Below are 24,698 nucleotides of genomic sequence, written 5' to 3' on the forward strand. Positions count from 1 at the left end.
CCGGCCAGCCTCACCTGGGCGGCTCGGCCGTCCTCTGGACGGCCCGGGCCTTCTCCATCAGCTCCTGGTACGGCATCTCCGTCGTGGAGCCGCGCACCACCGAGAGGCCGTACCGCTCGATGGCCTTTTCGTTCGCCAGGGGGAGGTTGGGGTCGAAATCGATCCGCGCGTGCGGCGGTGACACGTCCACGACGACGTGCGGCCGCTCGCCGCCGGCCACCCCGAACACCGTGACGCGCTGCGGGCCCCGGGTGACGTTCAGGATCTCGCTGCTGTTCGACACGTTGGACCGGTACATGTAGTTCGTGTCCGGAGGAACCTTCACGTGCTCCTCCCTGGCCGCCTTCTCGAGGGCCTTGCCCTTGACCACGGAACGCTCGTAGTCAGGGGGCACCTTCATCCTGTCCTTCCTGATCACGTACACCTCGGTCTGGGCCCTGATCGCCTCGTACTTCCTGCTCTCGGGCGCGTCGACCTCGACGACCGCGTCCTGCGCGATCTCCTCCCCCGGATTCAGCACGCGGCCCACCGGCGTGACGAACGCGCCGTCGTAGATCAGATCGTCCTTGACGCGCTTGTGATCGGAGCGGCTGCTCGCGGGCACCCCGTGGATCCAGTACTTGCTGTCGAGGACGTAGACGGGCACCTCGCCGGCGTTCTTCACCGACAGACGGACCGTCACGTACATCGGCCCCCCTCGCCCCTTCAGATTCGCTTCCCTGAACTCCGATCCGCTCTCCACCAACGGGACCTTCACGTAGGGCAGGTAGATCTGTGAGTACGCCAGATTGGCGCCGGCCAGCAGGGTCGAGACGACCGCCCCGATCGCGATCCTCCTGGGGTTGTGCAGGCCCTTCCACGCCCGGGCCTTGACGAGTTCGACCAGGGCCAGCGAGGCGCCGAGGGTCAGCGCGATCCCCAGCAGGGTGTAGCCGGTGAAACGCTCGCCGATCTGCAGTAGGAGCAGGACGATGCCGCAGAGCAGGGCGATCAGGACCCCGGCCAGGACGACCACACCCGAGTAACGCCATCGCCGCTTCCCCCAGTAGTCGACGCAGGCGATGGCCGCGAGCACCTCCACCACGGAGGCGACGAGAACGGTGAACCCCGCGACACGGCCGCCGTAGGTCAGCGCGTCTCCGCTGTCCGATATCCCGATCCGGAAGAGCGGGTACGCGGTGGCGAGGAGACCGAGGCACACCAGAGTGCCGATCGTCCGTCGCCGCCAACCCCCCCGGTCCGGCCAGACGGTGCTGTCGCCGCCGAGCCAGTGGATCTCGTGCCCGCGTTCCACACCGGCACGGTCCAGAAATCTCTGCAGTTCCCAGGGAGACCAGGCCCTGCCCACGGTCCGTCCGTCGATTTCGACCTTCCGCAGGCCCAGGTCGTCAGGCGCCCCCACGGATACCACGGGCGCATTGGACATGACACCAGCCTGCCCCTTGAGCGCTGGAGGCGCCTCTGGAGCGCCGAGGTGCGTCACGCGCGGCGCGGGGCCAAGCTGGTGCTGAGAGGAGCCCCCATGCGCAGACGAATCCTCGGCTTCGCCGCCGCCCTCGTGCTGGCCGTTCTGGGTGCCGCCCCCGCCGCACACGCCGCACACACCGTCACCGGACCGGAGTGCGTGAAGCAGACGGCGGAAGGCAAGGGGAAGGTGGAGTACGACTCCGCCACCGCCCTGTGGACCTGTATCGGCGGCGCGCACGACGGCGAACCGATCACCACGAAGTGAACGTCGCGGTCAGCGCGAGGCCGCGCGCAGGAAGCGCACCAGGTCCTCGGCGCCGTAACCGAGCGCCGGCCCCCGCTCGGCCGCCATCAGCAGCAACTGGCCGACGATCTCGGCACCCCAGCCGTCGGTACCGTCCGCCGACCACTCCCACACCTTCTCGATGCCCAGGTCGTTCATGAGCAGCCCGTGGTCCTCGCGGATCTCCCGCACGGTCTGCGCGACCGCGTCCAGCAGCCGCGCACCCGGCCGCTCGCAGCGCAGCCCGAAGTACCCGCCGACCTCCTCCACCGAACACCCCTGCGGCGGGCGCGCCTTGAGCCCCTCGTAACGGGCGTCCTCGAACTCCGGGCACTCCCCCACCGGGCAGTGCAGCAGCGTGAACCGCTGCCACCCGGGCGGCGGGGGCGGCTGCGGCCGCCACGCCGTCAGCCCGAACGCCTCCTGCACGAGCGCGGTCGCCTCGTCCGCCGTCTCCGCCGTGCGCGCCTCCCGCCGCCCGCCGTCGTCCCCGACAGCCGTCCACAGCCCGGCCCCGTCGCAGCACACCCGTACGGAGAGCCCCGTACCCCCGCGCCTCCACGCGCCGCCGGCCAGGGCCGCCTCCAGCGCGTGCAGTTTCCATCCGAGCTCGAAACCCCACTCCACCGCCTCGCTCACGGGTGCGCCCTCTCGTGGAGTACGGCGGCCAGCCGGAGCGCGGTGTCCAGGTTGCAGCGGCCGAGGTCGACCAGCGGCAGGCCGTAGGTACCGGCGGCCGAGACCCGCTCCACGTCGAGCGAGGGGAAGACCACCCCCACTCCGGCCAGGGACTCCTTCAGCTGCTGGACGGCCTCTTCGGCCGCCTGCATGCGCTCCTGTGGGGAGAGCACCATGACATGTCACCTTTCTACTCTGCGTATCCGACTTCGACACACAGCGTGGCGACGGGCTCGCTAGCCTTTCAATGCGGACACCGCAACAACCGCACGTGTTGGTCAGGGAGTTGCCATGCCAGGAAAGAACCTCGACCCCTCCTCCTCACCCCGGGCCCTCCTGGGCGCCGAACTCCGCGTGGCGCGCGAGCGCGCGGGCATGAGCCAGACCGAGCTCGGCGAACCGCTCTTCGTGAGCGGCTCCTTCATCGGCCAACTGGAGGCGGGCACGCGCCGGATGCACATCGACTTCGCGCGGCAGATAGACGACATCCTCGGGACGAACGGCTTCTTCGCACGGAACTGCGGGGCGGCGGCCAAGTCCAAGTACCCGGATCACTTCGTGGAGGCCGCCGAGGCGGAGGCGGAGGCGAAATCCATTCGTGAGTACGCACCCCTCCTGATCCCGGGGCTGCTCCAGACGGAGGCCTACGCCCGGGAAGTGTTCCACGCCTACCAGCCCACCGCGCCGCAGGGGGTCATCGACGAACTGACCGAAGCCCGGCTGGCTCGCGCCACGCTACTGTCCGACCCAACAACACCCCTGTTGTGGAGCGTGCTGGACGAAGCAGTGCTCCGGCGAGTGGTCGCCAGCAGGACCGTGATGGCCGAGGCGCTGGGCCATATCGCGGCTCTGATTCGGGCGCGGCGGATCTTCGTCCAGGTGATCCCTTTCAACGCGGGCGCCCACGCCTCCATGGGCGGATCTCTTCAGCTGCTGTCCTTCGAGGATGCTCCGCCACTCGCCTACGTGCAAGGCAATGGCACAGGAAGGCTGTTGGACGGTCCAGCCGAGGTCGCCCGGCACACCCTGACCTACGATCTCCTCACGGCCAGCGCGCTGCCACCCAGCCAATCCCTGGCTCTGATCGAGTCCGTGGCGGAGGATTACGCACATGATCAGCACACCTGAGTACGACCTGTCGACGGCCGTCTGGCACAAGTCCAGCTACAGCGATGGGAGCGGCGGCAGCTGCGTGGAGATGGCCACCTGGCGGAAGTCGACGTACAGCGACGCCAGCGGCGGCAACTGCCTCGAAGTCGCCGACGGGCACGCCGACATCGTCCCCGTCAGGGACTCCAAGCAGCCCGAAGGCCCCCACGTGGTGTTCCACGCACGGGCCTGGGCCACCTTCGTCGCGACCCTCTGACGACTCACAGACCCCCGGTGAACAAGAGCTTGTTCGGGCTGCCGCTGCCGAGGTTGCTCAGGGCGCCCCGGGTCGACTTGGAGTCGAGCCATTGGGCGAGCTCGGCCGGGGTCGCCTGCGGGTAGGCCGCCTTCAGGAGGGCGGCCACCCCGGCGACGTGCGGGGCGGCCATCGACGTGCCGTTCAGGGCGACCGAGCCGCCGCCGAGCTTCGCCGAGGTGATCTGTTCGCCGGGTGCGTAGAGGGAGACGCACGGCCCGTAGTTCGAGAAACTGCTCTCCTCGTCCCACACGTTGGTGGCGCCCACCGTCAGGACCCGGGCGGCCGAGGCCGGGGAGATCCGGCAGGCGTCGACCGCGCTGTTGCCCGCCGCGATGACGGGCAGGACGCCCGCGTCCGACAGCGCGGTCGCGGCGTTGTTGACCGCGTCCGACCGGTCCCCGCCCAGGGAGCCGTTCAGCACGGCCGGCTGCTTGGCGTTCTTGGCCACCCAGTCCAGGCCCGCGATGATCCCCGACCACGCGCCCTTGCCGTCGCAGCCGAGGACGCGGACGCTGACCAGGTTCGCCTTGCGCGCCACCCCGTACGTCTTGCCGCCCACCGTCCCCGCGACGTGCGTGCCGTGGCCCTGGCAGTCCTGGCCGGCCCGGCCGTCGCCGACCGCGTCGAAGCCGAACGTGGCGCGCCCGGCGAACTCGTCGTGCGCGTAGTCGATGCCGCTGTCGAGGATGTACGCCGTCACCCCCGCGCCGTTGCCGGAAGTGGTGAAGCTGTTGTCCAGCGGCAGCTTCTGCTGGTCGATCCGGTCCAGGCCCCACGAATTCGACGGGGCCCGCATCGCTCCCGGTGAGGACGGCATCGGCAGGGCCTGGACCGAGGCGTCCTCCTCGACCTTCTCCACTCCCGGGCTCTTGCGGACGAGCGACAGCTCCAGCGGGCTCAGCGGGACCGCGAAGCCGCTCATCGCCGACGTGTAGACGAACGACGGCTTCAGGCCCAGCTGTTTCGCCATCTTCGCTGCCTGCCGGCCCTTCTCCAGGGTCACGATGTACTTGCCCGGCACCGGGTTGGCCGCTGTGAGCAAGGGGGCCGGGGTCGGCTCGGGGGCGGCGGCGGAGGCCGTGCCGGCCGCGACCGGGGTGACGGCGAGGAGGGTGGCGGTGGCCAGACGTGCGAGCAGGCGCATGGAAGTGGCTCCAGAGAAGGGGTGGACGGTCGGCGTGCGTGAGCCGCCCCCGACGGCGCGTGCCGGGCCGGTGCGGCCTCCCTTCCATCGGGCGCCGTCCCGGCGCGGCTTGAACCACCGCCCCCGTCCGGCCGATCCTCCGGCGCGCACGCCGCGGAAAGGGTTCTCTCCCCGTCCGTCCGGGCCCCGCTCCGGCTGGTCCCGGTCCGTACGGTCACGGCCGCCCCGGCAAGATCACCCGTACGGCCCGCCCCCACTCCAGGGGGCGCACGGACGGTGAGCTCCCCGTGCCCCCGCCACACCCGCGGCCGTCGTTGACCGGCTCCGTCCCAGGTGATGGCCTCGCCGCATGCGCACCCGTCTGAGCCGAGCCCTGCCCGTGGCCGTCGTCGTACTGGCCGCCACCGTCGCCGCCCCGCCCGCCCACGCAGCCGCCTTCGAGCCCGCTCCCGCGCCCCACGCGGCCCCGGCCGACCACCCCACGTACATCGTCACCGTCCGCCGCGGCCTCGACCCGGGCGCCGTCGCGCGGGCCTACGGGATCACTCCGGTCCATGTCTTCCGCACGGTGACGAACGGCTTCGCCGCTCGCCTCTCCCCCGGGCAGGTCGCGGCACTGCGGGCGACGGACACGGTCGTGGAGTCGGTCGAGGAGGACGGTTCCGCCTCCTCGGGCGGGCCCTCCACCGCCTGAGCCGGCCAAGGCGTACGCCCCCTGCACGCCCCCCGCGGGCCGCCGTGCGCCCTTGCCGGGCTTTTCGGGCGATCACTACGGTCACGCTGCGTACACATCGTGCACACAGAGTCACCCTTCGAGGAGATGTATGAACAAGGCTGCTTGGCGTTCGCTCGCGCTCGCCACCGTGCTGGCCGTCCTGCCTCTCGGTGCGACGGCGACCGCCGAAGCGGAGGCGCCCGGGCCCCTGTCCGCCGATGCCGTGGCGGCCATGACGCCGCAGCAGCAGGGCGAGGTGCTGGAACCGCTCAGGATGGTGGCCGACGCCGCGGCGCGGGTCGGCCGTGGTGCGTACGCGGACGTGTACACCCAGGTCGAGATGGCCCCCGACTACCGCTCGGTCAACGTCTACCTCACCGACACGACCCGGGGCGCGGCCTTCCTCGCCGCGGTGCGCGAGGCCGCCCCGAAGGCCGACACCGCACTTCTCCACGTACGCAGGAGCGCGAGGACGCTGCAGCAGCTCAGGAAGGAGATCACGGACTTCCGCAGCCGCAAGGACCTCCCCTTCCGCATCGAGATGGCGGGCAGCACCGTCGACGGCGGAGCGATCGAGCTCACCGTCGACGACGCGAAGGCCGCACAGAAGTACCTCGCCGGGCCCGCCGTCGCCGAGCAGCTCGCGGCGGCCCGGAGCACCCCCATCCGCGTCCGCCAGTCGTCCCCCGCGGTGCCGCTGAGCCGGTGGGACGACCGGGCGCCGTTCTACGCGGCGGCCGCGCTCGGCCCCGCGAACGGCTCCTTCGCCCACTGCACCAGCGGGATCCCGGCCCACAGCACGGTCGACAACCGCCAGTGGCTCGTCACCGCGGGCCACTGCTACGGGCTCGGCGAGACCGTCTCCACCGCCGGCGGCTTCCGCGTCGGCACGGTCGGAGCCAAGCTGGACGACCTCGACTCGGCGTTCATCGAGACGCCGACGAGCCGCTACACGTGGGACGGCGTCGACGCGCAGGGGTACACCCGCCGCCTCAACGGCGTGCGCAACGCGGCGGTCGGCGACTTCACCTGCCAGCTGGGCTACACCACCAAGGTCGCCTGCAACATCCGCACCGCCTACGCGGGCAGCGCGACCTGGGTCAACAACGGCGCCTACGTCTGGGGAAGCGCCAGCGACCCGAACCCCAGCCCCGGCCCCGTCATCGCCCGTCCCGGCGACAGCGGCGGGCCGGTGATCACCGTCAACGACCAGGACTCCCGGCAGCTCAACGGCATGGTCGTCGCGGGATTCAACTGCTCGGGGGCCGGGACCGCTCAGGGCTGCAAGCAGATCGGCTGGATCGAAGTGGGCGACATCTTCGACAGGTTCGCCCTCCGGCTCGCCGACTGACACCGACAGCGCGTAAGGTCGGCCCGGTGACTGCCGGGTCGGCCTTGGGCCATGCACGAGTGAGGCCTCCGGCCTCCGCGTGACCACCGGGCGGGCCAGGGGCCCGCCGTCCTCTCCACGTACTCGCTTCCGAAACCCGAGACCCGAGACCTGGAGAGCAACCCCAGCATGTCCGTCACATCAGTCCAGCTCAACCACACCGTCGTGCACGCCACGGACCGGCAGCTGTCGGCCGAGTTCATCGCCGTCGTCCTGGGCCTGCAGCCCGGCGCCCCCTTCGGCCCGTTCCTGCCCGTCGACCTCGGCAACGGGGTCACGCTCGACTACTACGAGCAGCCCGCCGGCCAGCCGCTCCAGCCGCAGCACTACGCGTTCCTCGTGCCCGACGAGCAGTTCGACGGCATGATCGCCCGGCTGGAGGCGATCGGTGTCACCTACTACGCCGATCCCGCCCACACCGATCCGGGCCGCGTCAACCGCCTCTTCGGCGGGCGGGGCGCGTACTTCGCCGACCCGGACGGCCACAACATGGAGATCATGACAAGGCCCTACGCCAGGCCCTGACCCCACACCCGGCGGTGCGGCCCCCGCCGCGCCGCCGGGGCCCGGGTGCCGGGCGGTTCGGCCCTGCGCCACCGCCGCGCCCCCGGGGCCCGGGTGCCGGGCGAGTCAGCCCCGCAGCGACCCGCGCCCTCGAACCCGGTGCCCGGCGGCTCGGCCCCGCGCCACCGCCGCGCCCCCGGGGCCCGGGTGCCGGGCGAGTCAGCCCCGTGGCGACCCGCGCCCTCGACCCCGGTGCCCGGCGGCTCGGCCCTGCGCCACCGCCGCGCCCCCGGGGCCCGGGTGCCGGGCGAGTCAGCCCCGCGGCGCCCCACGCCCTCGAACCCGGGTGCCCGGCGGCTCGGCCCTGCGGCACCCCCGCGCCGGCGGGGCCGGGTGTGCGGCGGGGTGCCCCCGCAGGGCGTCGAACGAACCACGCCGCACTTGCCGGTGCCTCTGCAGGTTCGACGCCCGAGGAGGTGCCCCGGCGCGCGGCCGGCCCCGCCGGCCCGCCACGACCCCCGCTGCGCGGAGCAGTCCCCTACCCGCCCTTCCACCGTTCCCCGGGCTCCGCCCGGACCCGCCCTGGGGCTCCGCCCCAGACCCCGCGCCTCAAACGCCGGCGAGGCTGGATCGGCCCCGCCGGGACCCCGCGCCTCAAGCCGGCGAGGCTGGATCGGGCCCCGCCCGGACCCGCGCCCCAAACGCCGCCGAGGCTGGGTGCGGGGGCCGCCCGGACCCGCGCCTCAGGCTGGCGAGGCCGGGTGGGGGGCTCCGCCCAGACCCCGCGCCTCAACCCGGCGAGGCTGGATCGGGAGCTCGGCCCGGCCCCGCGGCTCAAACGCCGCCGAGGCTGGGTGCGGGGGCCGCCCGGACCCGCGCCTCAGGCTGGCGAGGCCGGGTGGGGGGCTCCGCCCAGACCCCGCGCCTCAACCCGGCGAGGCTGGATCGGGAGCTCGGCCCGGCCCCGCGGCTCAAACGCCGCCGAGGCTGGGTGCGGGGGCCGCCCGGACCCGCGCCTCAGGCTGGCGAGGCCGGGTGGGGGGCTCCGCCCAGACCCCGCGCCTCAAGCCGGCGAGGCTGGATCGGGAGCTCGGCCCGGCCCCCCGGCTCAAACGCCGCCGCGGCTGGAGCGGGAGCTCGGCCCCGGGCCCGTGCGTCAGGCGCCGGCGCGGCTGGAGCGGGGGCTTCGCCCGGCCCCCCGGCTACCCGGGGAACGGGCCGCCCCGGGCCGCTTCGATGAAGGATCGGATCAGGGCCGGGGACTTCACTCCCCGCGAGGACTCGACCCCGCTGGACACGTCCACGCCCCACGCCCCGGTGACCTCGACGGCCTCCCGTACGTTGCCCGGGTTCAGCCCGCCCGCGAGGAGCCACCGGCCCCCGGGGGCGGTGAAGTCCGCCGCGGCCCAGTTCCACGGCTTGCCGGAGCCGGGGTCGGGGGCGTCGAGGAGCAGCAGGTCCTCCCCGTACTCCCCGCAGCGCGCCGCCCGCTCGGCGGTGGCCCTCAGCAGGGTGCGCCCCTCGGCGCGCAGCGCCGCGAAGTCCTCGGGCCCCTCCTCGCCGTGCAGCTGCACACCCCGTACGCCGCTCTCGTCCGCGAACCGGCGCACCTCCTCGACGGACTGCCCCCGGAACACCCCCACGGTCAGCACCCCCTCCGGCACCCGCGCCGCCAGCTCCCGCGCGGTCGCGGCGTCGACGGTCCGCGGGCTCCCGGGCGCGAACACGAACCCCACGGCATCGGCCCCGGCCGCCACGGCCACGTCGATGTCGTACGCGGTCTTGAGGCCGCAGATCTTGACGAACAGATCGCTCATGCCCCCAGTCAACCAAAGCCCCCGGTCGGTGGTGATCCGTCTCGGTATCCGGGCACGACGAACACTGCGTCGCCAGCCTGGACGGCGCTCATGCCCAGTTGCGGCAGGCCATACGGAGGACAACGGGGACGACCATGACCGAACGGGCCACACCGATAGAGCAGACGGCACCACCGACGTTCGAGACGCTCCTGCGCACCGTCGAGGAGATGGACACGCCGGACGGCTTCAAGGCCGAGCTCATCCGGGGGAAGATCGTCGTGTCACCGTGGTCCATGCGCCGCTATTACCGCCCCATGCGGGCACTGCGCAAGCAACTCGAGGCGCCCGCCCCCGGAAGGACCTGTCGCGGACATCGCGCCGTTCCTCTTCCAGATCTGGGACCCGTCCCCGCACGGATACCGCTCCCGCACGACGGTTTCCTTCGGCGAGCCCCTGCCCGTCCCGGCCCCTTCGGATTCAAGATCGACACCACCGGCTTCTGACCCGCACGATGGCCCCATGAACGACAACGGGGCAGAGATCAGGACCGGCGGCCCGGACTCCGCGCTCGACGCGCGTCTGAGCAAGGAACTGGGCGCCTTCAACCAGGCCGCGACGCCGGGGCAGGAGCAGTCCGAGTTCACCGTGCGGATCACGGACGCGGACGAAGAGCTCGTCGCCGGGCTCAGCGGCTGGAGCTGGGGCGACCGTGCGGGCATAGGGATGACATGGGTCCGCGAGGACAGCCGGGGCGCTGGCTGGGGCGCGAAGCTCCTGGCCGCCGCCGAGGAGGAGGCGCGGGCCCGGGGCTGCGTGAGCGTCCTCGTCTCCTCGTTCACCTTCCAGGCCCCGTCCTTCTACGCCCGTCACGGCTACGAGGAAACGGCCCGCGTCCCGGGCTTCCCGGGCGGCCATGAGGACGTCTACTTCCTCAAGCGGCTGGGCTGACAGCCGACCCGCGCCGCCACCTGGAACGCCCGAGGGCGGCACCCCCTCCGTCAGGAAGGGGTGCCGCCCTCGGTACGTGAGGAACAGCCGATCTACCAGGGCCGGAGGCCGGCCCGCGGTGGATCAGAAGTCCATGTCGCCGCCCGGCATGCCGCCACCGGCAGCGGCGCCGGCCTTCTCGGGCTTGTCGGCGATGACGGCCTCGGTGGTGAGGAACAGGGCCGCGATGGACGCCGCGTTCTGCAGCGCGGAGCGGGTGACCTTCGCCGGGTCGATGATGCCCTCGGCGATCATGTCGACGTACTCGCCGGTCGCGGCGTTCAGACCGTGGCCGACGGCCAGGTTGCGCACCTTCTCGACGACGACGCCGCCCTCGAGACCACCGTTGACGGCGATCTGCTTCAGCGGGGCCTCCAGCGCGAGCTTCACGGCGTTGGCGCCGGTCGCCTCGTCACCGTTGAGCTCCAGCTTCTCGAAGACCGAGGAGGCCTGCAGCAGGGCCACGCCACCACCGGCGACGATGCCCTCCTCGACGGCCGCCTTCGCGTTGCGGACGGCGTCCTCGATGCGGTGCTTGCGCTCCTTGAGCTCGACCTCGGTCGCGGCACCGGCCTTGATGACGGCCACGCCGCCGGCCAGCTTCGCGAGGCGCTCCTGGAGCTTCTCGCGGTCGTAGTCCGAGTCGGAGTTCTCGATCTCGGCGCGGATCTGGTTCACGCGACCGGCGACCTGGTCGCTGTCACCGGCACCGTCGACGATGGTGGTCTCGTCCTTGGTGATGACGACCTTGCGGGCGCGGCCGAGCAGGTCGAGACCGGCGTTCTCCAGCTTGAGACCGACCTCCTCGGAGATGACCGTGCCGCCGGTGAGGATGGCGATGTCGCCGAGCATGGCCTTGCGGCGGTCGCCGAAGCCCGGGGCCTTGACGGCGACGGACTTGAAGGTGCCGCGGATCTTGTTGACGACCAGGGTCGACAGGGCCTCGCCCTCGACGTCCTCGGCGATGATCAGCAGCGGCTTGCCGGACTGCATGACCTTCTCCAGGAGCGGCAGCAGGTCCTTGACCGAGCCGATCTTGGAGTTGACGATCAGGATGTACGGGTCGTCGAGCGACGCCTCCATACGCTCCATGTCGGTGGCGAAGTACGCCGAGATGTAGCCCTTGTCGAAGCGCATACCCTCGGTGAGCTCCAGCTCCAGACCGAAGGTCTGGGACTCCTCGACGGTGATGACGCCTTCCTTGCCGACCTTGTCCATGGCCTCGGCGATGAGCTCGCCGATCTGGGTGTCGGCGGCGGAGATGGAGGCCGTGGAAGCGATCTGCTCCTTGGTCTCGACATCCTTAGCCTGGGCGAGCAGGGCAGCGGAGACGGCCTCGACGGCCTTCTCGATACCGCGCTTGAGGGCCATCGGGTTGGCACCGGCGGCCACGTTGCGCAGACCCTCGCGGACGAGAGCCTGGGCCAGGACGGTGGCGGTGGTCGTACCGTCGCCGGCGACGTCGTCCGTCTTCTTGGCGACTTCCTTGACCAGCTCGGCGCCGATCTTCTCGTACGGGTCCTCGAGCTCGATCTCCTTGGCGATGGAGACACCATCGTTGGTGATCGTGGGCGCGCCCCACTTCTTCTCAAGGACGACGTTGCGACCCTTGGGGCCAAGGGTGACCTTGACGGCGTCGGCGAGCTGGTTCATCCCACGCTCGAGGCCGCGACGGGCCTCCTCGTCGAACGCAATGATCTTGGCCATCTGAAGTGGTCCTCCCGGACAGCGGTGGATTGCTCCTGGACCGCGCCCGCGCCCGCGACGGACGGCCTGCGTGCCCGGCGGTTCCTTCCCGCCGGACCCTGCGGGCCTCACCGACCCGGTCCTCGTTCAGTAGCACTCTCAACCGGAGAGTGCTAACGCCAATGATTAGCACTCGACCCCCGCGAGTGCAAGCGGCTTGGGGCAAGACCGGGCCACGCCCCAAGGGACGTACGGCAAACGCGCGAGGCGACGCGCGGAACGACGCACGAGGGGCCCGCATCCCTCCTCGGATGCGGGCCCCTCGTTGTGTATGCGCGTACGCGGGTGCGCGCGTACGTGTCGCGTCGGTGGTCGATCGCTCCGGGACTCAGCCGAGTGCGAGCTTGACCATGTCCGCCTGCGGACCCTTCTGGCCCTGCGAGATCTCGAACTCGACCCGCTGACCCTCTTCGAGGGTGCGGTATCCGTCCATCTGGATGGCGCTGTAGTGGACGAACACATCCGCACCACCGTCGACCGCGATGAAGCCGTAGCCCTTCTCCGCGTTGAACCACTTGACGGTGCCCTGAGCCATGCCTAACTCCCCTATTACTGGCCCTTGCGCGGGAACGCACTTCGCGTTACCGGGTCAGAACTTGCGTCGGAACGCGTCGACCGAGGCTGAATGTATCTGCGCCGATGCTGTCTGCAACAGGTCAATCCGACGAGAAATCTGGACACTCAGATACATTGAAATGAAGTGAAAATTTGGCATATTCCAGGGCAACTCGGGCCCGACATATCTCGCCAAAGCCCCAAAACGCACCCGCACATTGACCAGATGTCGACCCTCACGCGACCCGTTCATATGCACCGGGCAAGAACAGCGGAGGGGACTTCCCCAACTCTACCGTGCCCAATCAAGCAGAATTGCCCCCTCCGCTTCCAGCGGAGGGGGCAATTCTATTTATGGAGAACCTGTCGGCAGTCCGTGTACGACCGGTCAGCAGCCGCCCGCGACGGCCGGGATGATCGAGACGCCCGCGCCGTCCGGCGTCACCGCCTCCAGCCCGCCCTCGAAGCGCACGTCGTCGTCGTTCACGTAGACGTTCACGAAACGGCGGAGCTTGCCCTGGTCGTCCAGGACGCGCGCGGCGATGCCGGGGTGGTTCTTCTCCAGCGACTCGATGACCTCGGCGAGGGTCGCGCCCTCGGCCGTCACCTCGGCGGCGCCGGCGGTGTAGGTGCGCAGGATGGTGGGGATGCGGACGTTGACGCTCATGGCGCTACTGCCTTTCCGGTAGTGCGTAGGGAGTGGTCAGGCCAGGCCGGCGGCGCGGAACGCGTCCAGGCTCGGGCGGATGGTGGCGGTCTGGCCGCTGTCGGCGGCCACCGCCTCCAGGGTCTTGAGGCCGTCACCGGTGTTCAGGATCACGGTGGTCAGCGACGGGTCGAGCAGCCCGTTCTCGATGAGCTTCTTCGTGACGCCGACGGTCACACCGCCCGCGGTCTCGGCGAAGATGCCCTCGGACTGCGCGAGGATCTTGATGGCCTCGACGACCTGCTCGTCGTTGACGTCCTCGACCGCACCGCCGGTGCGGCGGGCGATGTCCAGGACGTACGGGCCGTCGGCCGGGTTGCCGATCGCCAGGGACTTGGCGATGGTGTTCGGCTTCTGCGGGCGGACCACGTCGTGACCGGCCTTGAAGGCGGCGGACACCGGGGAACAGCCCTCGGCCTGGGCTCCGAAGATCTTGTACGGCTTGTCCTCGACGAGGCCGAGCTTGATGAGCTCCTGCAGACCCTTGTCGATCTTCGTCAGCTGGGAGCCGGACGCGATCGGGATGACGATCTGGTCCGGCAGCTGCCAGCCGAGCTGCTCGCAGATCTCGTACGCCAGGGTCTTGGAGCCCTCGCCGTAGTACGGGCGCAGGTTGACGTTGACGAAGCCCCAGCCCTCGCCCAGCGGGTCGCCGATGAGCTCGGAGCAGAAGCGGTTGACGTCGTCGTAGTTGCCCTCGATGCCGACCAGGTCGCCGCCGTAGACACCGGCCATGACGACCTTGCCCTGCTCCAGGTCGTGCGGGATGAACACGCAGGACCGGAAACCGGCGCGGGCTGCCGCGGCGCCGACGGCGCCGGCCAGGTTGCCGGTGGAGGAGCAGGAGAGCGTGGTGAAACCGAACGCGCGGGCCGCCTCGACGGCGATGGCCACGACGCGGTCCTTGAAGGAGTGCGTCGGGTTGCCGGAGTCGTCCTTGACGTAGAGCTTGCCGGTGACGCCGAGCTGCTTGGCCAGGTTGGCCGCGTCAACGAGCTTGGTGAAGCCGGGGTTCAGGCTCGGCTTGGAGGCCACGTCCGCGGGGACGGGCAGCAGCGGGGCGTAGCGCCAGATGTTGTTGGGACCGGCCTCGATCGCGGCGCGCAGGGCCTCGGGGTCGCCGGTGGGCAGGTCGTAGGCGACTTCCAGCGGTCCGAAGCACTCGACGCACGCGAAGATGGGGCCGAGCTCGAAGCGGGTGCCGCACTCGCGACAGGAGAGACCGTTGGCGGGTCCGAGGTCAACAGAGGTGGCGACAGTCTGTGCAGCCATGATGGCGAGGCCCTTTCTCCTCATCTTCCCCATGGCGCACTTCGCCATGAGACGGAATTGGCACCTTCCCTAGCCGGGGACCCCGCGGGATGCGTGTCGCATCGCGAGAACCGACTGGAGGGTTGCCGGGGCTTCAACGGGCCGTGTCCCTCTGCCCCTCTGGATGAGCGGTATGGCACCGGCACACGCGCTCTGTGGCGCGCCGGTGCGTTTGTCCGCGGGGACCCCCGGCATGCGGCGGTCCTTCGCGTTGTTCAAGACTGTAACCGAAGGTCCGGGCGGCTGAGACTGCTGTCCGAACCGCGAGATGGATCACATATCGCACCATAACGCCGAAACGCAGGGAGTGCTGAGGGTGCTGGAAGAGGTGGAGCGCTGGCTGGCAGACCGCTCCTGGTCAGCCGCCGACCGACCGCTCGACCAGCTGCTCGACCGGAAACGGGCGACGGGCACCACGGTCAGCGTGGTCCTGCCCGCGCTCGACGAGGAGCCGACGGTCGGGGCGATCGTGGAGACGATCCGGCGGGAGCTGATCGAGGGACTGCCGGTCCCGCTGGTCGACGATCTGGTGGTGATCGACTCGGGCTCCACCGACCGGACGGCCGAGGTCGCGGCGAAGGCCGGCGCCCGGGTGGTGCACCGCGACGACGTGCTGCCGCGGATCCCGGCGCTGCCCGGCAAGGGCGAGGTGCTGTGGCGCTCGCTGCTGGCGACCACCGGCGACATCGTCTGCTTCGTCGACGCCGACCTGCGGGACTTCTCGGCCTCCTTCGTCTCCGGCATCGTCGGGCCGCTGCTGACCGAACCGGACGTGCAGTTCGTCAAGGCCATGTACGACCGCCCGCTCGGGGACGCGCCGGGCCAGGGCGGCCGGGTCACCGAACTCGTCGCCCGCCCCCTCCTCAACCTCCACTGGCCACAGCTGGCCGGTTTCGTCCAGCCGCTGGGCGGCGAGTACGCCGTGCGCCGCTCCCTGCTGGAACGCCTCCCCTTCCCCGTCGGGTACGGCGTCGAGCTGGGGCTGCTGGTGGACGCGCTGCACACGGTCGGGCTGGACGCGCTGGCCCAGGTGGACGTGGGCGTACGGGTGCACCGCCACCAGGACGGGCAGGCGCTGGGCCGAATGGCCGCGGCGATCTACCGCACGGCCCTGGTGCGGCTGTCGCGCGGGCACCTCGTACGTCCCGAGCTGACGCAGTTCGAGCGCGGACCGGAGGGGTTCGTACCGCACACCCACCCGGTGGACACGGAGGAACGGCCGCCGATGCTCGGCGTCAAGGAGTACGCCCTGCGCCGCGTGGCGTGAGGTTTCGCATGGTTTGAGGGGGACCTGCCGGGGCTAGGTTCGCCGCATGGCTTCTCAGGTACTCGTCGCGGCGAACCGCGGCCCGCTCTCCTACGACCTCGCCGCCGACGGCACGCTCAGCGCCCGGCGCGGCGGGGGCGGCCTCGTCTCCGGCCTCTCCGCGGCCCTCGCGGAGCAGCGGGAGGCCCTGTGGATCTGCGCGGCCCTGTCGGAGGCGGACAGGGAGGCGGTCCGCCGGGGGGTCTGCGAGCCCGGCGTCCGCATGCTGGAGATCTCCCCCACCGTCTACGACGACGCGTACAACGGCATCGCGAACTCGGTGCTGTGGTTCACCCACCACCACCTGTACGACGTGCCGCGCGAGCCGGTCTTCGACGCGGAGTTCCGCCGCCGGTGGGACTCCTACCGCTCCTACAACCACACGTTCGCGGCCGCCCTGGCCGAGGAGGCCGCCGAGGATGCGTGCGTCCTGGTCCAGGACTACCACCTGGCCCTGGTCCCCGGGCAGCTGCGGGAACTGCGCCCCGATCTGCGCATCGCACACTTCACGCACACGCCGTGGGCCTCGCCGGAGTACCTGGACATGCTGCCGGAGGACGTCCGGTCGGAGCTGACGTGGGGGATGCTCGGCGCGGACCGGCTCGGCTTCCACACCTGGGCCTGGGCGTCGGCCTTCATCAGCGGTGCGGAGACGGACGACGCGACCGGCCTGGCGTGGGGCGCCCTGCCGGGCGGCGACCGCCGCCGCGGCGTCCAGCACCGGCGGGCGGGAGCGGAGACCCGCTTCACGGACGTGGACGTCCACCCCCTGGGCGTGGACGGCGACGACCTGCGGGCGCTCGCGCACCGGCCGGTGGTCGACGACAAACTGGCGGGGCTGCGGGCCGAGGTCGGCGACCGCAAGACGATCGTCCGGGTGGACCGCACGGAACTGTCCAAGAACATCCTGCGCGGCCTGCTGGCCTACCGGGAGCTGCTCACCGTCCACCCCGAATGGCGGGGCCGGGTGGTCCACCTGGCGTCCGCGTACCCGTCACGGCAGGACCTGGAGGTGTACCGGACGTACACGGCCGCCGTCTCGTCCCTGGCCACAGCGATCAACGAGGAGTTCGGCACCCCGGACTGGCAGCCGGTCCTGGTGTCGGTCGAGGACGACTTCGCGCGCTCGCTGGCGGCGTACCGGATGGCGGACGTGGCGCTGGTGAACCCGGTGCGGGACGGCATGAACCTGGTGGCGAAGGAGATCCCGGTGGTGTCGGAGGCGGGCTGCGCGCTGGTGCTGTCGACGGGGGCGGGGGCGTACGAGGAGCTGCGGCGGGACGCCCTGACGGTGAACCCGTACGACGTCTCGGAGACGGCGGCCGCGCTGCACACTGCCCTGTCCATGCCGGCCACGGAGCGCGCGGACCGCACGAAACGCCTGGCCGCCGCCGCGACGGCCCTCCCCCCGGCGGCCTGGTTCACGGCCCAGCTCCAATCCCTCCGCAACTGACCGGCCCCGCCGTCCGTTGGGGGGCTGCGGGGGCCCCGGCTGGCCGGCTGGCGGGCAGGCAGCGGAAACCCCGCCATCTCCCCCCTCGCCCCCCGGGGGCTGCTCGGCGCTTGCCCACCCGCCCCCGCCCGCATGCCGGGCCCCGCGCGCTGAAGCGGCGTACCGGCCGCCACCGGCCCCCCCACCCCCACCCGGGGGCGGGGGCAGCCGCCGGGCAGCCCCAGGGGTCGAGGGGGGACATGGCCGGCCCTCGGCGTTGCCCCCGGGGACTTACCCCCGCAGTACCCCCGCCAGGTCGGCCAGGAAGGATGCCACGGCCGCCGGGCCGGGCAGGACCAGGTCGGCCCGTGCCGCCAGTTCCGGGACCTCCGCCGAGCCGCTGGCGATCAGGAGCCCCGGCAGCCCCTCCGCCCGCCGCTTCTCGACGGCCGAGTACGCCGCCAGGTCCCCCAGGTCGTCCCCCGCGTAGAGCACCCCCTCCGCGGACCGCTCCGCGAGGAACTCCGTCAGGGCGACGCCCTTGTCCATCCCCGGCGGCCGCAGTTCCAGCACCGCCCGCCCCGGCTCCACCATCAGCCCGTGCCGCGCCGCCAGGTCCGCCAGCGGCTCCCGCAGGGCCGCGAACGCCGCGGCCGGATCGGCGGCCCGCCGCGTGTGGACCGCCAGCGCCCGGCCCTTCTCCTCGATCCACGTGCCGCGCCACGCCCCGATGGACTCCAGGAAGCCCGGCAGCTCGGCCCGTACGGCCGCCACCCCGGGGTGCTCGGCGGGGGCGTGGACTATGCCGGTGACGGCGTCCCACCGCTCGGCCCCGTAGTGCCCCAGCACCACCAGGTGCTCCAGGCCGGCAACCCCAGCGAAGCCCCCGTACCGTACGGCGACGCCCGCCGGCCGGCCGGTGATCACGGCGACGGAGTCGACTTCGGGGGCGAGCGCGGAGAGGGCCGGGACGGCCAGGGGGTGGGCGCGGGCCTGGTCCGGGTCGGGGACGATCTCGGCGAGGGTGCCGTCGAAGTCGAGGGCGACCACGGAACGGCGGGGTGCGCGGAGCAGGGCTTCGAGGCCCTCGCGTCCGGCTGCGGTGACGGGCATCGGCAGGTGATGGTGCGAAGTGCTCCCCATACGGATGACCCTAATGGCCCAGCCGGGCCGCGGCTACGGGGCCACGAAGTCCGGGCCCGCCACCGCCTCGCCCGCCACCGCCCCGCCCGCTACCGCCCCGCCCGCTACCGCCTCGCCCGCTGCGCCTCGCGGATCCGCCGCAGCCGGTTCACCGTGCCCGGGGCGTGCGCGAGGGCCCGCGGGTCGTCCATGAGGGTGTTGAGCAGCTGGTAGTACCGGACGGGCGTCATGCCGAGCCCTTCCCGTATGGCCCGCTCCTTGACCCCGGGCCCGGGCCAGGTCCGGCCTTCGTACGCGAGCACCGCGGCCTCGGTGGCCGTCAACTGCCCCTCGTCCGTCATACCGCCAGATTAACGCCGCCCACCGACACCCACCCGGACCGCCCGGACCGCCCAGACCACCCGGCCCGCCCGGCCCACTCCGGCCCGCCCTCAGTGGGCGTCGGCCGCCCGCGCGGCCGACGCGATGTCCTCCAGCACCTTCGCCGGCTGCCCGCCCGGCTGCACGGCGGTGCCGATCTTTTCCTTGATGTCCTCGCTGACGCCCGCCCAGGACTTCTTGCCGACGGGGTACAACTTCGCGTTCGGCAGCGCGGCCAGGAACGTCTTCAGCTGCGGCGCCGCGCCGCCCGTACCGGACTCCACGGCCCGGTAGCCGCTCGTGGTGGCCGGCAGCAGGTCGTACTGGGCGGTGAAGGCCGTCACGTTCTGCGGCTCGTACAGCCAGTCCAGGAACTTGCCCGACTCCTGGCGGTGCCCGTTCTTGAAGGCCATGACCCAGTCGGCGACGCCCATCGCCTGCGGGGCGGAGCCGTCGGCCGCCGGCAGCGGCACCATCCCGAACTTCACGCCCGTGGCGGCGGCCTGCTTCAGCAGCGTCGGGTGGCCGTTGAGCATGCCGACCTCGCCGCGCGTGAAGGCGTCGAAGGCGGCCTGCCGGTCGAGCTTCCCCGGTGCGACGGAGCCCGTGAGGCCCTGGCCGACCAGCCTGTCCCGGAGGAATTCCATCGTCTTGATGTTGTCCGGGGAGTCGATGGCGTACGCCTCCTCGTTGTCGGTGTAGCCGCCACCGCCCGCGAGGGTCCACATCATCGTCTCGGCCTGCGCCTCCTCTCGGCCCAGCGGCACCGCGAAGGGGGTGGGGACGCCCGCGGCCTTGAGTTTCTTCGCCGCCGCCTCCAGGTCGGCCCAGTTCTTCGGCTGCCACGATCCGGGCTTGGCGTCCTTGCCGACCACGCCCGCGTCCGCCAGCAGCTTCTCGTTGTAGAAGAGCAGCCGGGTACTGGAGACGAAGGGCATCCCGTACTGGACGCGCTTGACCTTGCCCGCGTCGGCGAGGGGTGCGAGGAAGTCGGCCTCGGTGCGTACGGAGAGCAGCTCGTCGGCGGTGTAGAGCTTCCCGGCTGCCGCGTAGTCGGCGTAGGCACCGATCTGGGCGATGTCGGGGGCCTTGCCGGCCTTGACCATGGCGGCGACCTTGGCGTCGACCTCGGACCAGGAGTAGACGCTGACCTCGACGTGCACGCCCGGGTTGGCCTTCTCGAAGCCGGTGGCGAGGTCCTTCCAGTAGGCCGCCGAGGAGTTCTGCGGATTGTCCCCGTAGTCGGCCGCCACGACCCGCAGGGTCACCTCGTTGTCCCCGGTGAGTCCCCCGACGGCTCCGCAGCCCGTCAGCGTCACGGCGGTCAGGCACAGTGCGGCGCCGGACGCGGCCAGGCTCAGAAAACGGCCCTTCACGGTTCTCGATCCACCCCTTTGTCGTACGTACGATCCCCATAAGGTCTACACCACTTTGGCGGCCCCCTCACACCCACCCCCACCCCGGTCCCGGATTTGTATGGCCGCTCAACAATCCCTCCCACTGGACTAGACCTTTCCCCGCCGAGCACGCGAGACTGTCCCTGTGAAACCCGTGAAACACGTCATCGCCCTCGATGTGGGCGGCACCGGGATGAAGGCCGCCCTGGTCGCCGCCGACGGCACGCTGCTGCACGAGGCCCGCCGCGCCACCGGCCGCGAGCGGGGCCCCGACGCCGTCGTCGAGACGATCCAGGACTTCGCCGCCGAGCTCCTCGCCACCGGCCGGGAGCGCTTCGCAGAGCCCGCCTCGGCCGCCGGGGTCGCCGTGCCCGGCATCGTCGACGCCGAGAACGGAATCGCCGTCTACGCGGCGAACCTGGGCTGGCGCGACGTGCCGATGCGCGAGCTGCTCGGCCGGCGCCTCGGCGGGATCCCCGTCGCCCTCGGCCACGACGTCCGCACGGGCGGACTCGCGGAAGGCCGCATCGGCGCCGGCCGGGGCGCCGACCGCTTCCTCTTCGTACCCCTCGGCACCGGCATCGCCGGGGCCATCGGCATCGCCGGCCGCATCGAGGCCGGCGCCCACGGCTACGCGGGCGAGATCGGCCACATCGTGGTGCGCCCCGGCGGCCCCGCGTGCGGCTGCGGCCAGCACGGCTGCCTGGAGACCCTCGCCTCGGCCGCCGCGGTCAGCCGCGCCTGGGCGGCAGCCTCCGGCGACCCCGACGCCGACGCGGCGGACTGCGCCAAGGCAGTCGAGTCCGGCGACGAGCGCGCCCGCACGGTGTGGCACGGTGCCGTCGGCGCGCTCGCCGACGGGCTGGTCACCGCGATCACCCTGCTGGACCCGCGCACGCTGATCATCGGTGGCGGCCTCGCCGAGGCGGGGGAAACGTTGTTCACACCACTACGGACGGCCGTCGAGGAACGCGTGACGTTCCAGCGGCTGCCCCACATCGTCCCGGCGGCCCTCGGGGACACCGCCGGATGCCTGGGCGCAGGGCTGCTCGCCTGGGACCTACTCGCCACGGAGGTACCGGCCTGATGTCCGGAAGCGCACGCAGCACAGTCCTTTCCGGCGCCAGGGTGGTGCTGCCCACCGGCATCGTGGCGGGCGGCCGCGTCATCGTCGAGGGCGACCGGATCGCCGGGAGCGCGCACGAGGACACGCAGGTCGTCGACCTGTCCGGGCACTGGATCGTCCCCGGCTTCGTGGACATGCACAACCACGGCGGCGGCGGCGCCTCCTTCACCTCCGGCACCGCCGAAGAGGTCCTCCAGGGCGTCACGACCCACCGCGAGCACGGCACGACCACCCTGGTCGCCTCCACCGTCACCGGGGAGCTCGACGAGCTGGCCCGGCGCGCGGGACTGCTCGCCGAGCTCACCCAGCAGGGCGAGATCGCGGGCGTCCACTTCGAGGGCCCGTTCATCAACGCCTGCCGCAAGGGCGCGCACAAGGAGGAACTGCTGCGCGACCCCGACCCGGCCGAGGTCCGCAAGCTCGTCGACGCCGCGCACGGCACGGCCCGCATGTTCACCCTCGCCACCGAACTGCCGGGCGGACTGGACTCCGTACGGCTGCTCGCCGAGCACGGGGTCATCGCCGCGATCGGCCACACGGACTCCACGTACGAGCAGACCCGCCAGGCCATCGACGCGGGCGCGACCGTCGCGACGCACCTGTACAACGCCATGCCCGGCATGGAACACCGCGCACCCGGCCCCATCGCCGCGCTGCTGGAGGACGAGCGGGTCACCATCGAGCTGATCAACGACGGCGTCCACCTCCACCCGGCCATGCTGGAGCTGGCCTTCCACCACGCGGGCGCGCACCGGGTGGCGCTCATCACCGACGCCATGGACGCCGCGGGCTTCGGCGACGGCACCTACCACCTGGGCCCGCTGGAGGTCGAGGTCAAGGAGGGCGTGGCACGGCTCGTGGAGGGCGGCTCCATCGCCGGCTCCACCCTGACCCTGGACACCGCGTTCAAGCGCTCCGTGACCCTCGACAAGCTGCCGGTCGAGTCCGTGGTGCAGGCGATCTCCGCCAACCCCGCCAAGCTGCTCGGCCTGTACGACGAGATCGGATCGCTGGAACCCGGCAAGTACGCGGACCTCGTCGTGCTGGACGCGTCCTTCGACCTCAAGGGGGTCATGCGGCGCGGCGAATGGGTCGTCAGTCCAGTGTCCTGCGCGGCGTCCTGACGGCCAAGCGGCTGTACGGAGGAAGGCGGTCGGCCCCGAGAGCTGGGCCGGCCGCCTTCTGTTTGGCATGATCCCGGCAGCAACAGACCCGGGGGTGCCCACATGATCCTGACCGTGACGCTCAACACCGCGCTCGATGTGACCTATCGCGTCCCGCGGGTGCTGCCGCACGCCTCGCACCGCGTCACGGCCGTCACCGAACGCCCAGGCGGCAAAGGGCTCAACGTCGCCCGGGTGCTGGCCGCGCTCGGCCGGGAGGTGACCGCCACGGGCTTCGCGGGCGGCCCGGTGGGCTCCGTCGTACGGGAGTTGCTGGCGGCCGCGGCTCCCGGCGTGACCGACGCGCTCGTGCCGTGCGCCGGCACCAGCCGCCGCACCGTGGCCGTGGTCGACGAGGCCTCCGGCGACACGACCCAGTTCAACGAGCCCGGCCCGCAGGTCGCTCCGGCGGAGTGGGCGCGGTTCCTGGCCCGGTACGAGGACCTGCTGGCCGGCGCCCGGGCGGTCGCCCTGTGCGGCAGCCTCCCGCCGGGCGTCCCCGTGGGCGCGTACGCGGTGCTCGTGCGCCAGGCCCGCGCGGCAGGGGTGCCGGTCCTCCTGGACACCAGCGGGGAGGCCCTGCGGCGCGGGATCGCCGCCCGCCCGGAGATCATCAAGCCGAACGCCGCCGAGCTGGCCGAACTCACCGGCTCCCGCGACCCGCTGCCCGCCGCCCGCGACGCCCGCCGCCGGGGCGCGCACGCGGTGGTCACCTCGCTGGGCCCGGACGGACTGCTGGCCACCACCGCCGGCGGCACCTGGCAGGCGACCCCGCCCCGGGCGCTGGCCGGCAATCCCACCGGCGCCGGCGACTCCGTGGTCGCCGGGCTGCTGTCCGCGCTGGTGGAGGGCCTGGACTGGCCGGAGCGCCTGACCCGCGCGGTGGCCCTGTCGGCGGCCACGGTGCTCGCCCCGGTGGCGGGAGAGTTCGACCCCCGCACCTACGAGGAGGTACGGGGGTCGGTGAAGGTCACAGAGGCGTGCTAGGCGATCAGCCCTGCTCCAGCCACAGCTGGTCCAGGAGGACGTCGCACTGGTTGCCGGCCTCGCACGAGATCTTGATGACGTTCTGACCCTTCTTGAGGTCGACCAGCGAGTACGTGTTGGTCCAGCCCTTGGCCCAGTCGCCCTCGGCGGCCTTCGAGAAGTTGGCCATGTTGATCAGCCGGTCCTGCGCGTCGCCGTTGATGGTCAGCGTGGTCTTGGCGTCCTTGCCCGGCACCCCGTAGGTCATCTTCAGCTTGTACTTGCCCGCCTTGGGCACGTCCAGCGTCCACGTCGCCGCGGCGCCGACCGCGCTCAGGCCGTCCACGTACTGGCCACCGGCGCTCTTGGCGCCCGGAACGGCGCTGTTCAGACGCGCACCGCCCGTGAGGGACATGCCGGCGCCGGCGAAGTCCGCCTTCGGCAGCGGGGCTTCCGGCGACTGCGAGCCCGTCGCGGGCGCACTCGACGGGGTCTGCGGGGCCGCCGACTGCTGGCCGCCGTTCGCGTCGTTCTTCCCGTTCTTGTCCTTGTCCTTCGGCGAGAAGATCACGGCCGCGCTGATGCCGATCACGACGGTGGCGACCACGGCGACGGCCGCGATCAGCAGCCCGCGGCGGCTGGAGCCACCGCCGCCGTGACCGCCGTGACCGCCGGAGTGCGAGATCGTCTGCGTCTGGTGCTGCGGGGGCTGCTGCTGCGGCGGAACGCCGTAGCCGCCCGCCTGGAGCGCCTCCGGGGCCTGGTACTGCGCCTGGTAACCGGGCTGCTGCTGCGCGGGCACGTGACCGCGCTGCGCGCCCGCGTTCCTGCGCTCGCCGACCGTCCGCACCTGGTGGTGCGACGTACGGGGAACACCCGGCTGCACGCCGGAAGGACCACCCGCGGGTCCCGGGTAGCCGTATCCGCCGGCCTGACCGGGCGGGGTGGCTCCGGCGGCCTGGCCGTCCGCGTAGAGATAGCCGAACGGATCGTCGTCCTCGGGCTTGTTCGCCCCACCGTGCGGTCCGTTGTTCGCGGGCGTCGTCATCGCAGGTCACTCCTTTCGACCCCCGGGAGCCTACCCCGAACAGGTGCACCCACGGGCGCCAGAT

26 protein-coding genes and 1 riboswitch are annotated in these 24,698 nt (G+C 72.0%); of the genes, 13 read left to right on the top strand and 13 right to left on the bottom strand.

Going from position 1 to position 24,698, the window contains the following annotated elements; all coding sequences use genetic code 11:
* Positions 1–10 precede the first annotated feature (10 nt).
* Positions 11–1,294, bottom strand: a complete 1,284-nt coding sequence (locus tag ACZ6Y1_RS29380; RefSeq protein WP_469636447.1) for a hypothetical protein — start codon at positions 1,292–1,294, stop codon at positions 11–13.
* A gap of 228 nt (positions 1,295–1,522) precedes the next feature.
* Between ACZ6Y1_RS29380 and ACZ6Y1_RS29385 the strand changes: the two genes are divergently transcribed.
* Positions 1,523–1,732, top strand: coding sequence for a hypothetical protein (locus ACZ6Y1_RS29385; RefSeq protein ID WP_469636450.1), 210 nt, complete (start codon positions 1,523–1,525; stop codon positions 1,730–1,732).
* A gap of 9 nt (positions 1,733–1,741) precedes the next feature.
* On the opposite strand, the gene ACZ6Y1_RS29390 is transcribed toward ACZ6Y1_RS29385, so the two are convergent.
* Together ACZ6Y1_RS29390 and ACZ6Y1_RS29395 are read right to left on the bottom strand one after the other, a co-directional pair.
* The gene (locus tag ACZ6Y1_RS29390) at positions 1,742–2,389 is read right to left on the bottom strand and encodes a hypothetical protein (RefSeq protein WP_469636453.1); all 648 of its coding nucleotides are present in this window, start codon (positions 2,387–2,389) and stop codon (positions 1,742–1,744) included.
* Positions 2,386–2,604, bottom strand: coding sequence for a hypothetical protein (locus ACZ6Y1_RS29395; protein ID WP_469636457.1), 219 nt, complete (start codon positions 2,602–2,604; stop codon positions 2,386–2,388). The genes ACZ6Y1_RS29390 and ACZ6Y1_RS29395 overlap by 4 nt, the downstream gene beginning before the upstream one ends.
* 115 nt (positions 2,605–2,719) lie before the next feature.
* On the opposite strand from ACZ6Y1_RS29395, the gene ACZ6Y1_RS29400 reads away from it, so the two are divergent.
* Both ACZ6Y1_RS29400 and ACZ6Y1_RS29405 read left to right on the top strand, forming a co-directional pair.
* Positions 2,720–3,556 carry a helix-turn-helix domain-containing protein gene (locus ACZ6Y1_RS29400; protein ID WP_469636460.1) on the top strand — a complete coding sequence of 279 codons (837 nt, stop codon included), beginning with the start codon at positions 2,720–2,722 and terminating at the stop codon, positions 3,554–3,556.
* A complete protein-coding gene (locus tag ACZ6Y1_RS29405; RefSeq protein ID WP_469636463.1) occupies positions 3,540–3,794 on the top strand; it encodes a DUF397 domain-containing protein in 255 nt (84 codons plus the stop codon). Before ACZ6Y1_RS29400 ends, ACZ6Y1_RS29405 begins: the two co-directional genes overlap by 17 nt.
* Positions 3,795–3,798: 4 nt before the next feature.
* On the opposite strand, the gene ACZ6Y1_RS29410 is transcribed toward ACZ6Y1_RS29405, so the two are convergent.
* Positions 3,799–4,980, bottom strand: a complete 1,182-nt coding sequence (locus ACZ6Y1_RS29410; protein ID WP_469636466.1) for a S8 family peptidase — start codon at positions 4,978–4,980, stop codon at positions 3,799–3,801.
* 349 nt (positions 4,981–5,329) lie between these two features.
* On the opposite strand from ACZ6Y1_RS29410, the gene ACZ6Y1_RS29415 reads away from it, so the two are divergent.
* The 3 genes from ACZ6Y1_RS29415 to ACZ6Y1_RS29425 all read left to right on the top strand — a co-directional run bounded on the left by ACZ6Y1_RS29415 (position 5,330) and on the right by ACZ6Y1_RS29425 (position 7,610).
* Complete coding sequence (locus ACZ6Y1_RS29415) at positions 5,330–5,674, top strand: protease inhibitor I9 family protein (protein WP_469636469.1); 345 nt, start codon at positions 5,330–5,332, stop codon at positions 5,672–5,674.
* A 130-nt stretch (positions 5,675–5,804) separates the two neighbouring features.
* Positions 5,805–7,046: a chymotrypsin family serine protease gene (locus ACZ6Y1_RS29420; protein WP_469636472.1), complete on the top strand. Its 1,242-nt coding sequence runs from the start codon at positions 5,805–5,807 to the stop codon at positions 7,044–7,046.
* A 168-nt stretch (positions 7,047–7,214) separates the two neighbouring features.
* Entirely contained in the window at positions 7,215–7,610 is a 396-nt protein-coding gene (locus ACZ6Y1_RS29425; protein WP_469636475.1) for a VOC family protein, read from the top strand.
* Positions 7,611–8,791: 1,181 nt separating this feature from the next.
* On the opposite strand, the gene ACZ6Y1_RS29430 is transcribed toward ACZ6Y1_RS29425, so the two are convergent.
* On the bottom strand, positions 8,792–9,406 hold the full coding sequence (locus tag ACZ6Y1_RS29430; RefSeq protein WP_469636478.1) for a phosphoribosylanthranilate isomerase: 615 nt from the start codon (positions 9,404–9,406) through the stop codon (positions 8,792–8,794).
* A 134-nt stretch (positions 9,407–9,540) separates the two neighbouring features.
* On the opposite strand from ACZ6Y1_RS29430, the gene ACZ6Y1_RS29435 reads away from it, so the two are divergent.
* Entirely contained in the window at positions 9,541–9,891 is a 351-nt protein-coding gene (locus ACZ6Y1_RS29435; protein ID WP_469636481.1) for a hypothetical protein, read from the top strand.
* Positions 9,892–9,907: 16 nt separating this feature from the next.
* Positions 9,908–10,336, top strand: coding sequence for a GNAT family N-acetyltransferase (locus ACZ6Y1_RS29440; RefSeq protein ID WP_469636484.1), 429 nt, complete (start codon positions 9,908–9,910; stop codon positions 10,334–10,336).
* 123 nt (positions 10,337–10,459) lie between these two features.
* On the opposite strand, the gene groL is transcribed toward ACZ6Y1_RS29440, so the two are convergent.
* The 4 genes from groL to thrC all read right to left on the bottom strand — a co-directional run bounded on the left by groL (position 10,460) and on the right by thrC (position 14,654).
* Positions 10,460–12,082, bottom strand: coding sequence for a chaperonin GroEL (groL, locus tag ACZ6Y1_RS29445; protein WP_469636487.1), 1,623 nt, complete (start codon positions 12,080–12,082; stop codon positions 10,460–10,462).
* 367 nt (positions 12,083–12,449) lie between these two features.
* Entirely contained in the window at positions 12,450–12,656 is a 207-nt protein-coding gene (locus ACZ6Y1_RS29450; protein WP_030009783.1) for a cold-shock protein, read from the bottom strand.
* A gap of 408 nt (positions 12,657–13,064) precedes the next feature.
* Positions 13,065–13,343 carry a MoaD/ThiS family protein gene (locus ACZ6Y1_RS29455; protein ID WP_469636491.1) on the bottom strand — a complete coding sequence of 93 codons (279 nt, stop codon included), beginning with the start codon at positions 13,341–13,343 and terminating at the stop codon, positions 13,065–13,067.
* Between the two features lie 36 nt (positions 13,344–13,379).
* Positions 13,380–14,654 (bottom strand): threonine synthase, encoded by a 1,275-nt coding sequence (gene thrC / locus ACZ6Y1_RS29460; RefSeq protein ID WP_469636493.1) that lies wholly within the window; start codon positions 14,652–14,654, stop codon positions 13,380–13,382.
* Between the two features lie 17 nt (positions 14,655–14,671).
* A riboswitch (SAM riboswitch) is annotated at positions 14,672–14,824 on the bottom strand.
* Positions 14,825–15,009: 185 nt separating this feature from the next.
* Between thrC and ACZ6Y1_RS29465 the strand changes: the two genes are divergently transcribed.
* On the top strand, positions 15,010–15,960 hold the full coding sequence (locus tag ACZ6Y1_RS29465; RefSeq protein ID WP_469636496.1) for a glucosyl-3-phosphoglycerate synthase: 951 nt from the start codon (positions 15,010–15,012) through the stop codon (positions 15,958–15,960).
* A gap of 46 nt (positions 15,961–16,006) precedes the next feature.
* On the top strand, positions 16,007–17,452 hold the full coding sequence (locus ACZ6Y1_RS29470; protein ID WP_469636498.1) for an alpha,alpha-trehalose-phosphate synthase (UDP-forming): 1,446 nt from the start codon (positions 16,007–16,009) through the stop codon (positions 17,450–17,452).
* A gap of 270 nt (positions 17,453–17,722) precedes the next feature.
* Here the strand turns inward: ACZ6Y1_RS29470 and otsB are convergent, their stop codons facing one another.
* The 3 genes from otsB to ACZ6Y1_RS29485 all read right to left on the bottom strand — a co-directional run bounded on the left by otsB (position 17,723) and on the right by ACZ6Y1_RS29485 (position 20,310).
* On the bottom strand, positions 17,723–18,574 hold the full coding sequence (gene otsB, locus ACZ6Y1_RS29475; protein ID WP_469636501.1) for a trehalose-phosphatase: 852 nt from the start codon (positions 18,572–18,574) through the stop codon (positions 17,723–17,725).
* 104 nt (positions 18,575–18,678) lie between these two features.
* The gene (locus tag ACZ6Y1_RS29480) at positions 18,679–18,915 is read right to left on the bottom strand and encodes a DUF3263 domain-containing protein (RefSeq protein WP_376658593.1); all 237 of its coding nucleotides are present in this window, start codon (positions 18,913–18,915) and stop codon (positions 18,679–18,681) included.
* A gap of 90 nt (positions 18,916–19,005) precedes the next feature.
* A complete protein-coding gene (locus ACZ6Y1_RS29485) occupies positions 19,006–20,310 on the bottom strand; it encodes an extracellular solute-binding protein (protein WP_469636505.1) in 1,305 nt (434 codons plus the stop codon).
* A 175-nt stretch (positions 20,311–20,485) separates the two neighbouring features.
* Between ACZ6Y1_RS29485 and ACZ6Y1_RS29490 the strand changes: the two genes are divergently transcribed.
* From ACZ6Y1_RS29490 to ACZ6Y1_RS29500, 3 genes are all read left to right on the top strand, one after another.
* Positions 20,486–21,418, top strand: coding sequence for an ROK family protein (locus ACZ6Y1_RS29490; protein ID WP_469636795.1), 933 nt, complete (start codon positions 20,486–20,488; stop codon positions 21,416–21,418).
* On the top strand, positions 21,418–22,581 hold the full coding sequence (gene nagA, locus ACZ6Y1_RS29495; protein WP_469636509.1) for an N-acetylglucosamine-6-phosphate deacetylase: 1,164 nt from the start codon (positions 21,418–21,420) through the stop codon (positions 22,579–22,581). Before ACZ6Y1_RS29490 ends, nagA begins: the two co-directional genes overlap by 1 nt.
* Before the next feature lie 102 nt (positions 22,582–22,683).
* Positions 22,684–23,607, top strand: coding sequence for a 1-phosphofructokinase family hexose kinase (locus ACZ6Y1_RS29500; RefSeq protein ID WP_469636512.1), 924 nt, complete (start codon positions 22,684–22,686; stop codon positions 23,605–23,607).
* Positions 23,608–23,611: 4 nt separating this feature from the next.
* On the opposite strand, the gene ACZ6Y1_RS29505 is transcribed toward ACZ6Y1_RS29500, so the two are convergent.
* A complete protein-coding gene (locus ACZ6Y1_RS29505; RefSeq protein ID WP_469636515.1) occupies positions 23,612–24,634 on the bottom strand; it encodes a CBM35 domain-containing protein in 1,023 nt (340 codons plus the stop codon).
* Positions 24,635–24,698 lie beyond the last annotated feature (64 nt).

The organism is Streptomyces sp. NPDC053432 (assembly GCF_055585365.1).

Bases quoted from the DNA above. Each gene is read 5' to 3' on its own strand.
- ACZ6Y1_RS29435 (WP_469636481.1), top strand. From the start codon at position 9,541: ATGACCGAACGGGCCACACCGATAGAGCAGACGGCACCACCGACGTTC.
- groL (WP_469636487.1), bottom strand. From the start codon at position 12,082: ATGGCCAAGATCATTGCGTTCGACGAGGAGGCCCGTCGCGGCCTCGAG.
- ACZ6Y1_RS29400 (WP_469636460.1), top strand. From the start codon at position 2,720: ATGCCAGGAAAGAACCTCGACCCCTCCTCCTCACCCCGGGCCCTCCTG.
- ACZ6Y1_RS29450 (WP_030009783.1), bottom strand. From the start codon at position 12,656: ATGGCTCAGGGCACCGTCAAGTGGTTCAACGCGGAGAAGGGCTACGGC.
- ACZ6Y1_RS29470 (WP_469636498.1), top strand. From the start codon at position 16,007: ATGGCTTCTCAGGTACTCGTCGCGGCGAACCGCGGCCCGCTCTCCTAC.
- ACZ6Y1_RS29410 (WP_469636466.1), bottom strand. From the start codon at position 4,980: ATGCGCCTGCTCGCACGTCTGGCCACCGCCACCCTCCTCGCCGTCACC.
- ACZ6Y1_RS29420 (WP_469636472.1), top strand. From the start codon at position 5,805: ATGAACAAGGCTGCTTGGCGTTCGCTCGCGCTCGCCACCGTGCTGGCC.
- ACZ6Y1_RS29395 (WP_469636457.1), bottom strand. From the start codon at position 2,604: ATGGTGCTCTCCCCACAGGAGCGCATGCAGGCGGCCGAAGAGGCCGTC.
- ACZ6Y1_RS29385 (WP_469636450.1), top strand. From the start codon at position 1,523: ATGCGCAGACGAATCCTCGGCTTCGCCGCCGCCCTCGTGCTGGCCGTT.
- ACZ6Y1_RS29425 (WP_469636475.1), top strand. From the start codon at position 7,215: ATGTCCGTCACATCAGTCCAGCTCAACCACACCGTCGTGCACGCCACG.
- ACZ6Y1_RS29455 (WP_469636491.1), bottom strand. From the start codon at position 13,343: ATGAGCGTCAACGTCCGCATCCCCACCATCCTGCGCACCTACACCGCC.
- nagA (WP_469636509.1), top strand. From the start codon at position 21,418: ATGTCCGGAAGCGCACGCAGCACAGTCCTTTCCGGCGCCAGGGTGGTG.
- ACZ6Y1_RS29505 (WP_469636515.1), bottom strand. From the start codon at position 24,634: ATGACGACGCCCGCGAACAACGGACCGCACGGTGGGGCGAACAAGCCC.
- ACZ6Y1_RS29500 (WP_469636512.1), top strand. From the start codon at position 22,684: ATGATCCTGACCGTGACGCTCAACACCGCGCTCGATGTGACCTATCGC.
- thrC (WP_469636493.1), bottom strand. From the start codon at position 14,654: ATGGCTGCACAGACTGTCGCCACCTCTGTTGACCTCGGACCCGCCAAC.
- ACZ6Y1_RS29415 (WP_469636469.1), top strand. From the start codon at position 5,330: ATGCGCACCCGTCTGAGCCGAGCCCTGCCCGTGGCCGTCGTCGTACTG.
- ACZ6Y1_RS29480 (WP_376658593.1), bottom strand. From the start codon at position 18,915: ATGACGGACGAGGGGCAGTTGACGGCCACCGAGGCCGCGGTGCTCGCG.
- ACZ6Y1_RS29430 (WP_469636478.1), bottom strand. From the start codon at position 9,406: ATGAGCGATCTGTTCGTCAAGATCTGCGGCCTCAAGACCGCGTACGAC.
- ACZ6Y1_RS29440 (WP_469636484.1), top strand. From the start codon at position 9,908: ATGAACGACAACGGGGCAGAGATCAGGACCGGCGGCCCGGACTCCGCG.
- ACZ6Y1_RS29405 (WP_469636463.1), top strand. From the start codon at position 3,540: ATGATCAGCACACCTGAGTACGACCTGTCGACGGCCGTCTGGCACAAG.
- otsB (WP_469636501.1), bottom strand. From the start codon at position 18,574: ATGGGGAGCACTTCGCACCATCACCTGCCGATGCCCGTCACCGCAGCC.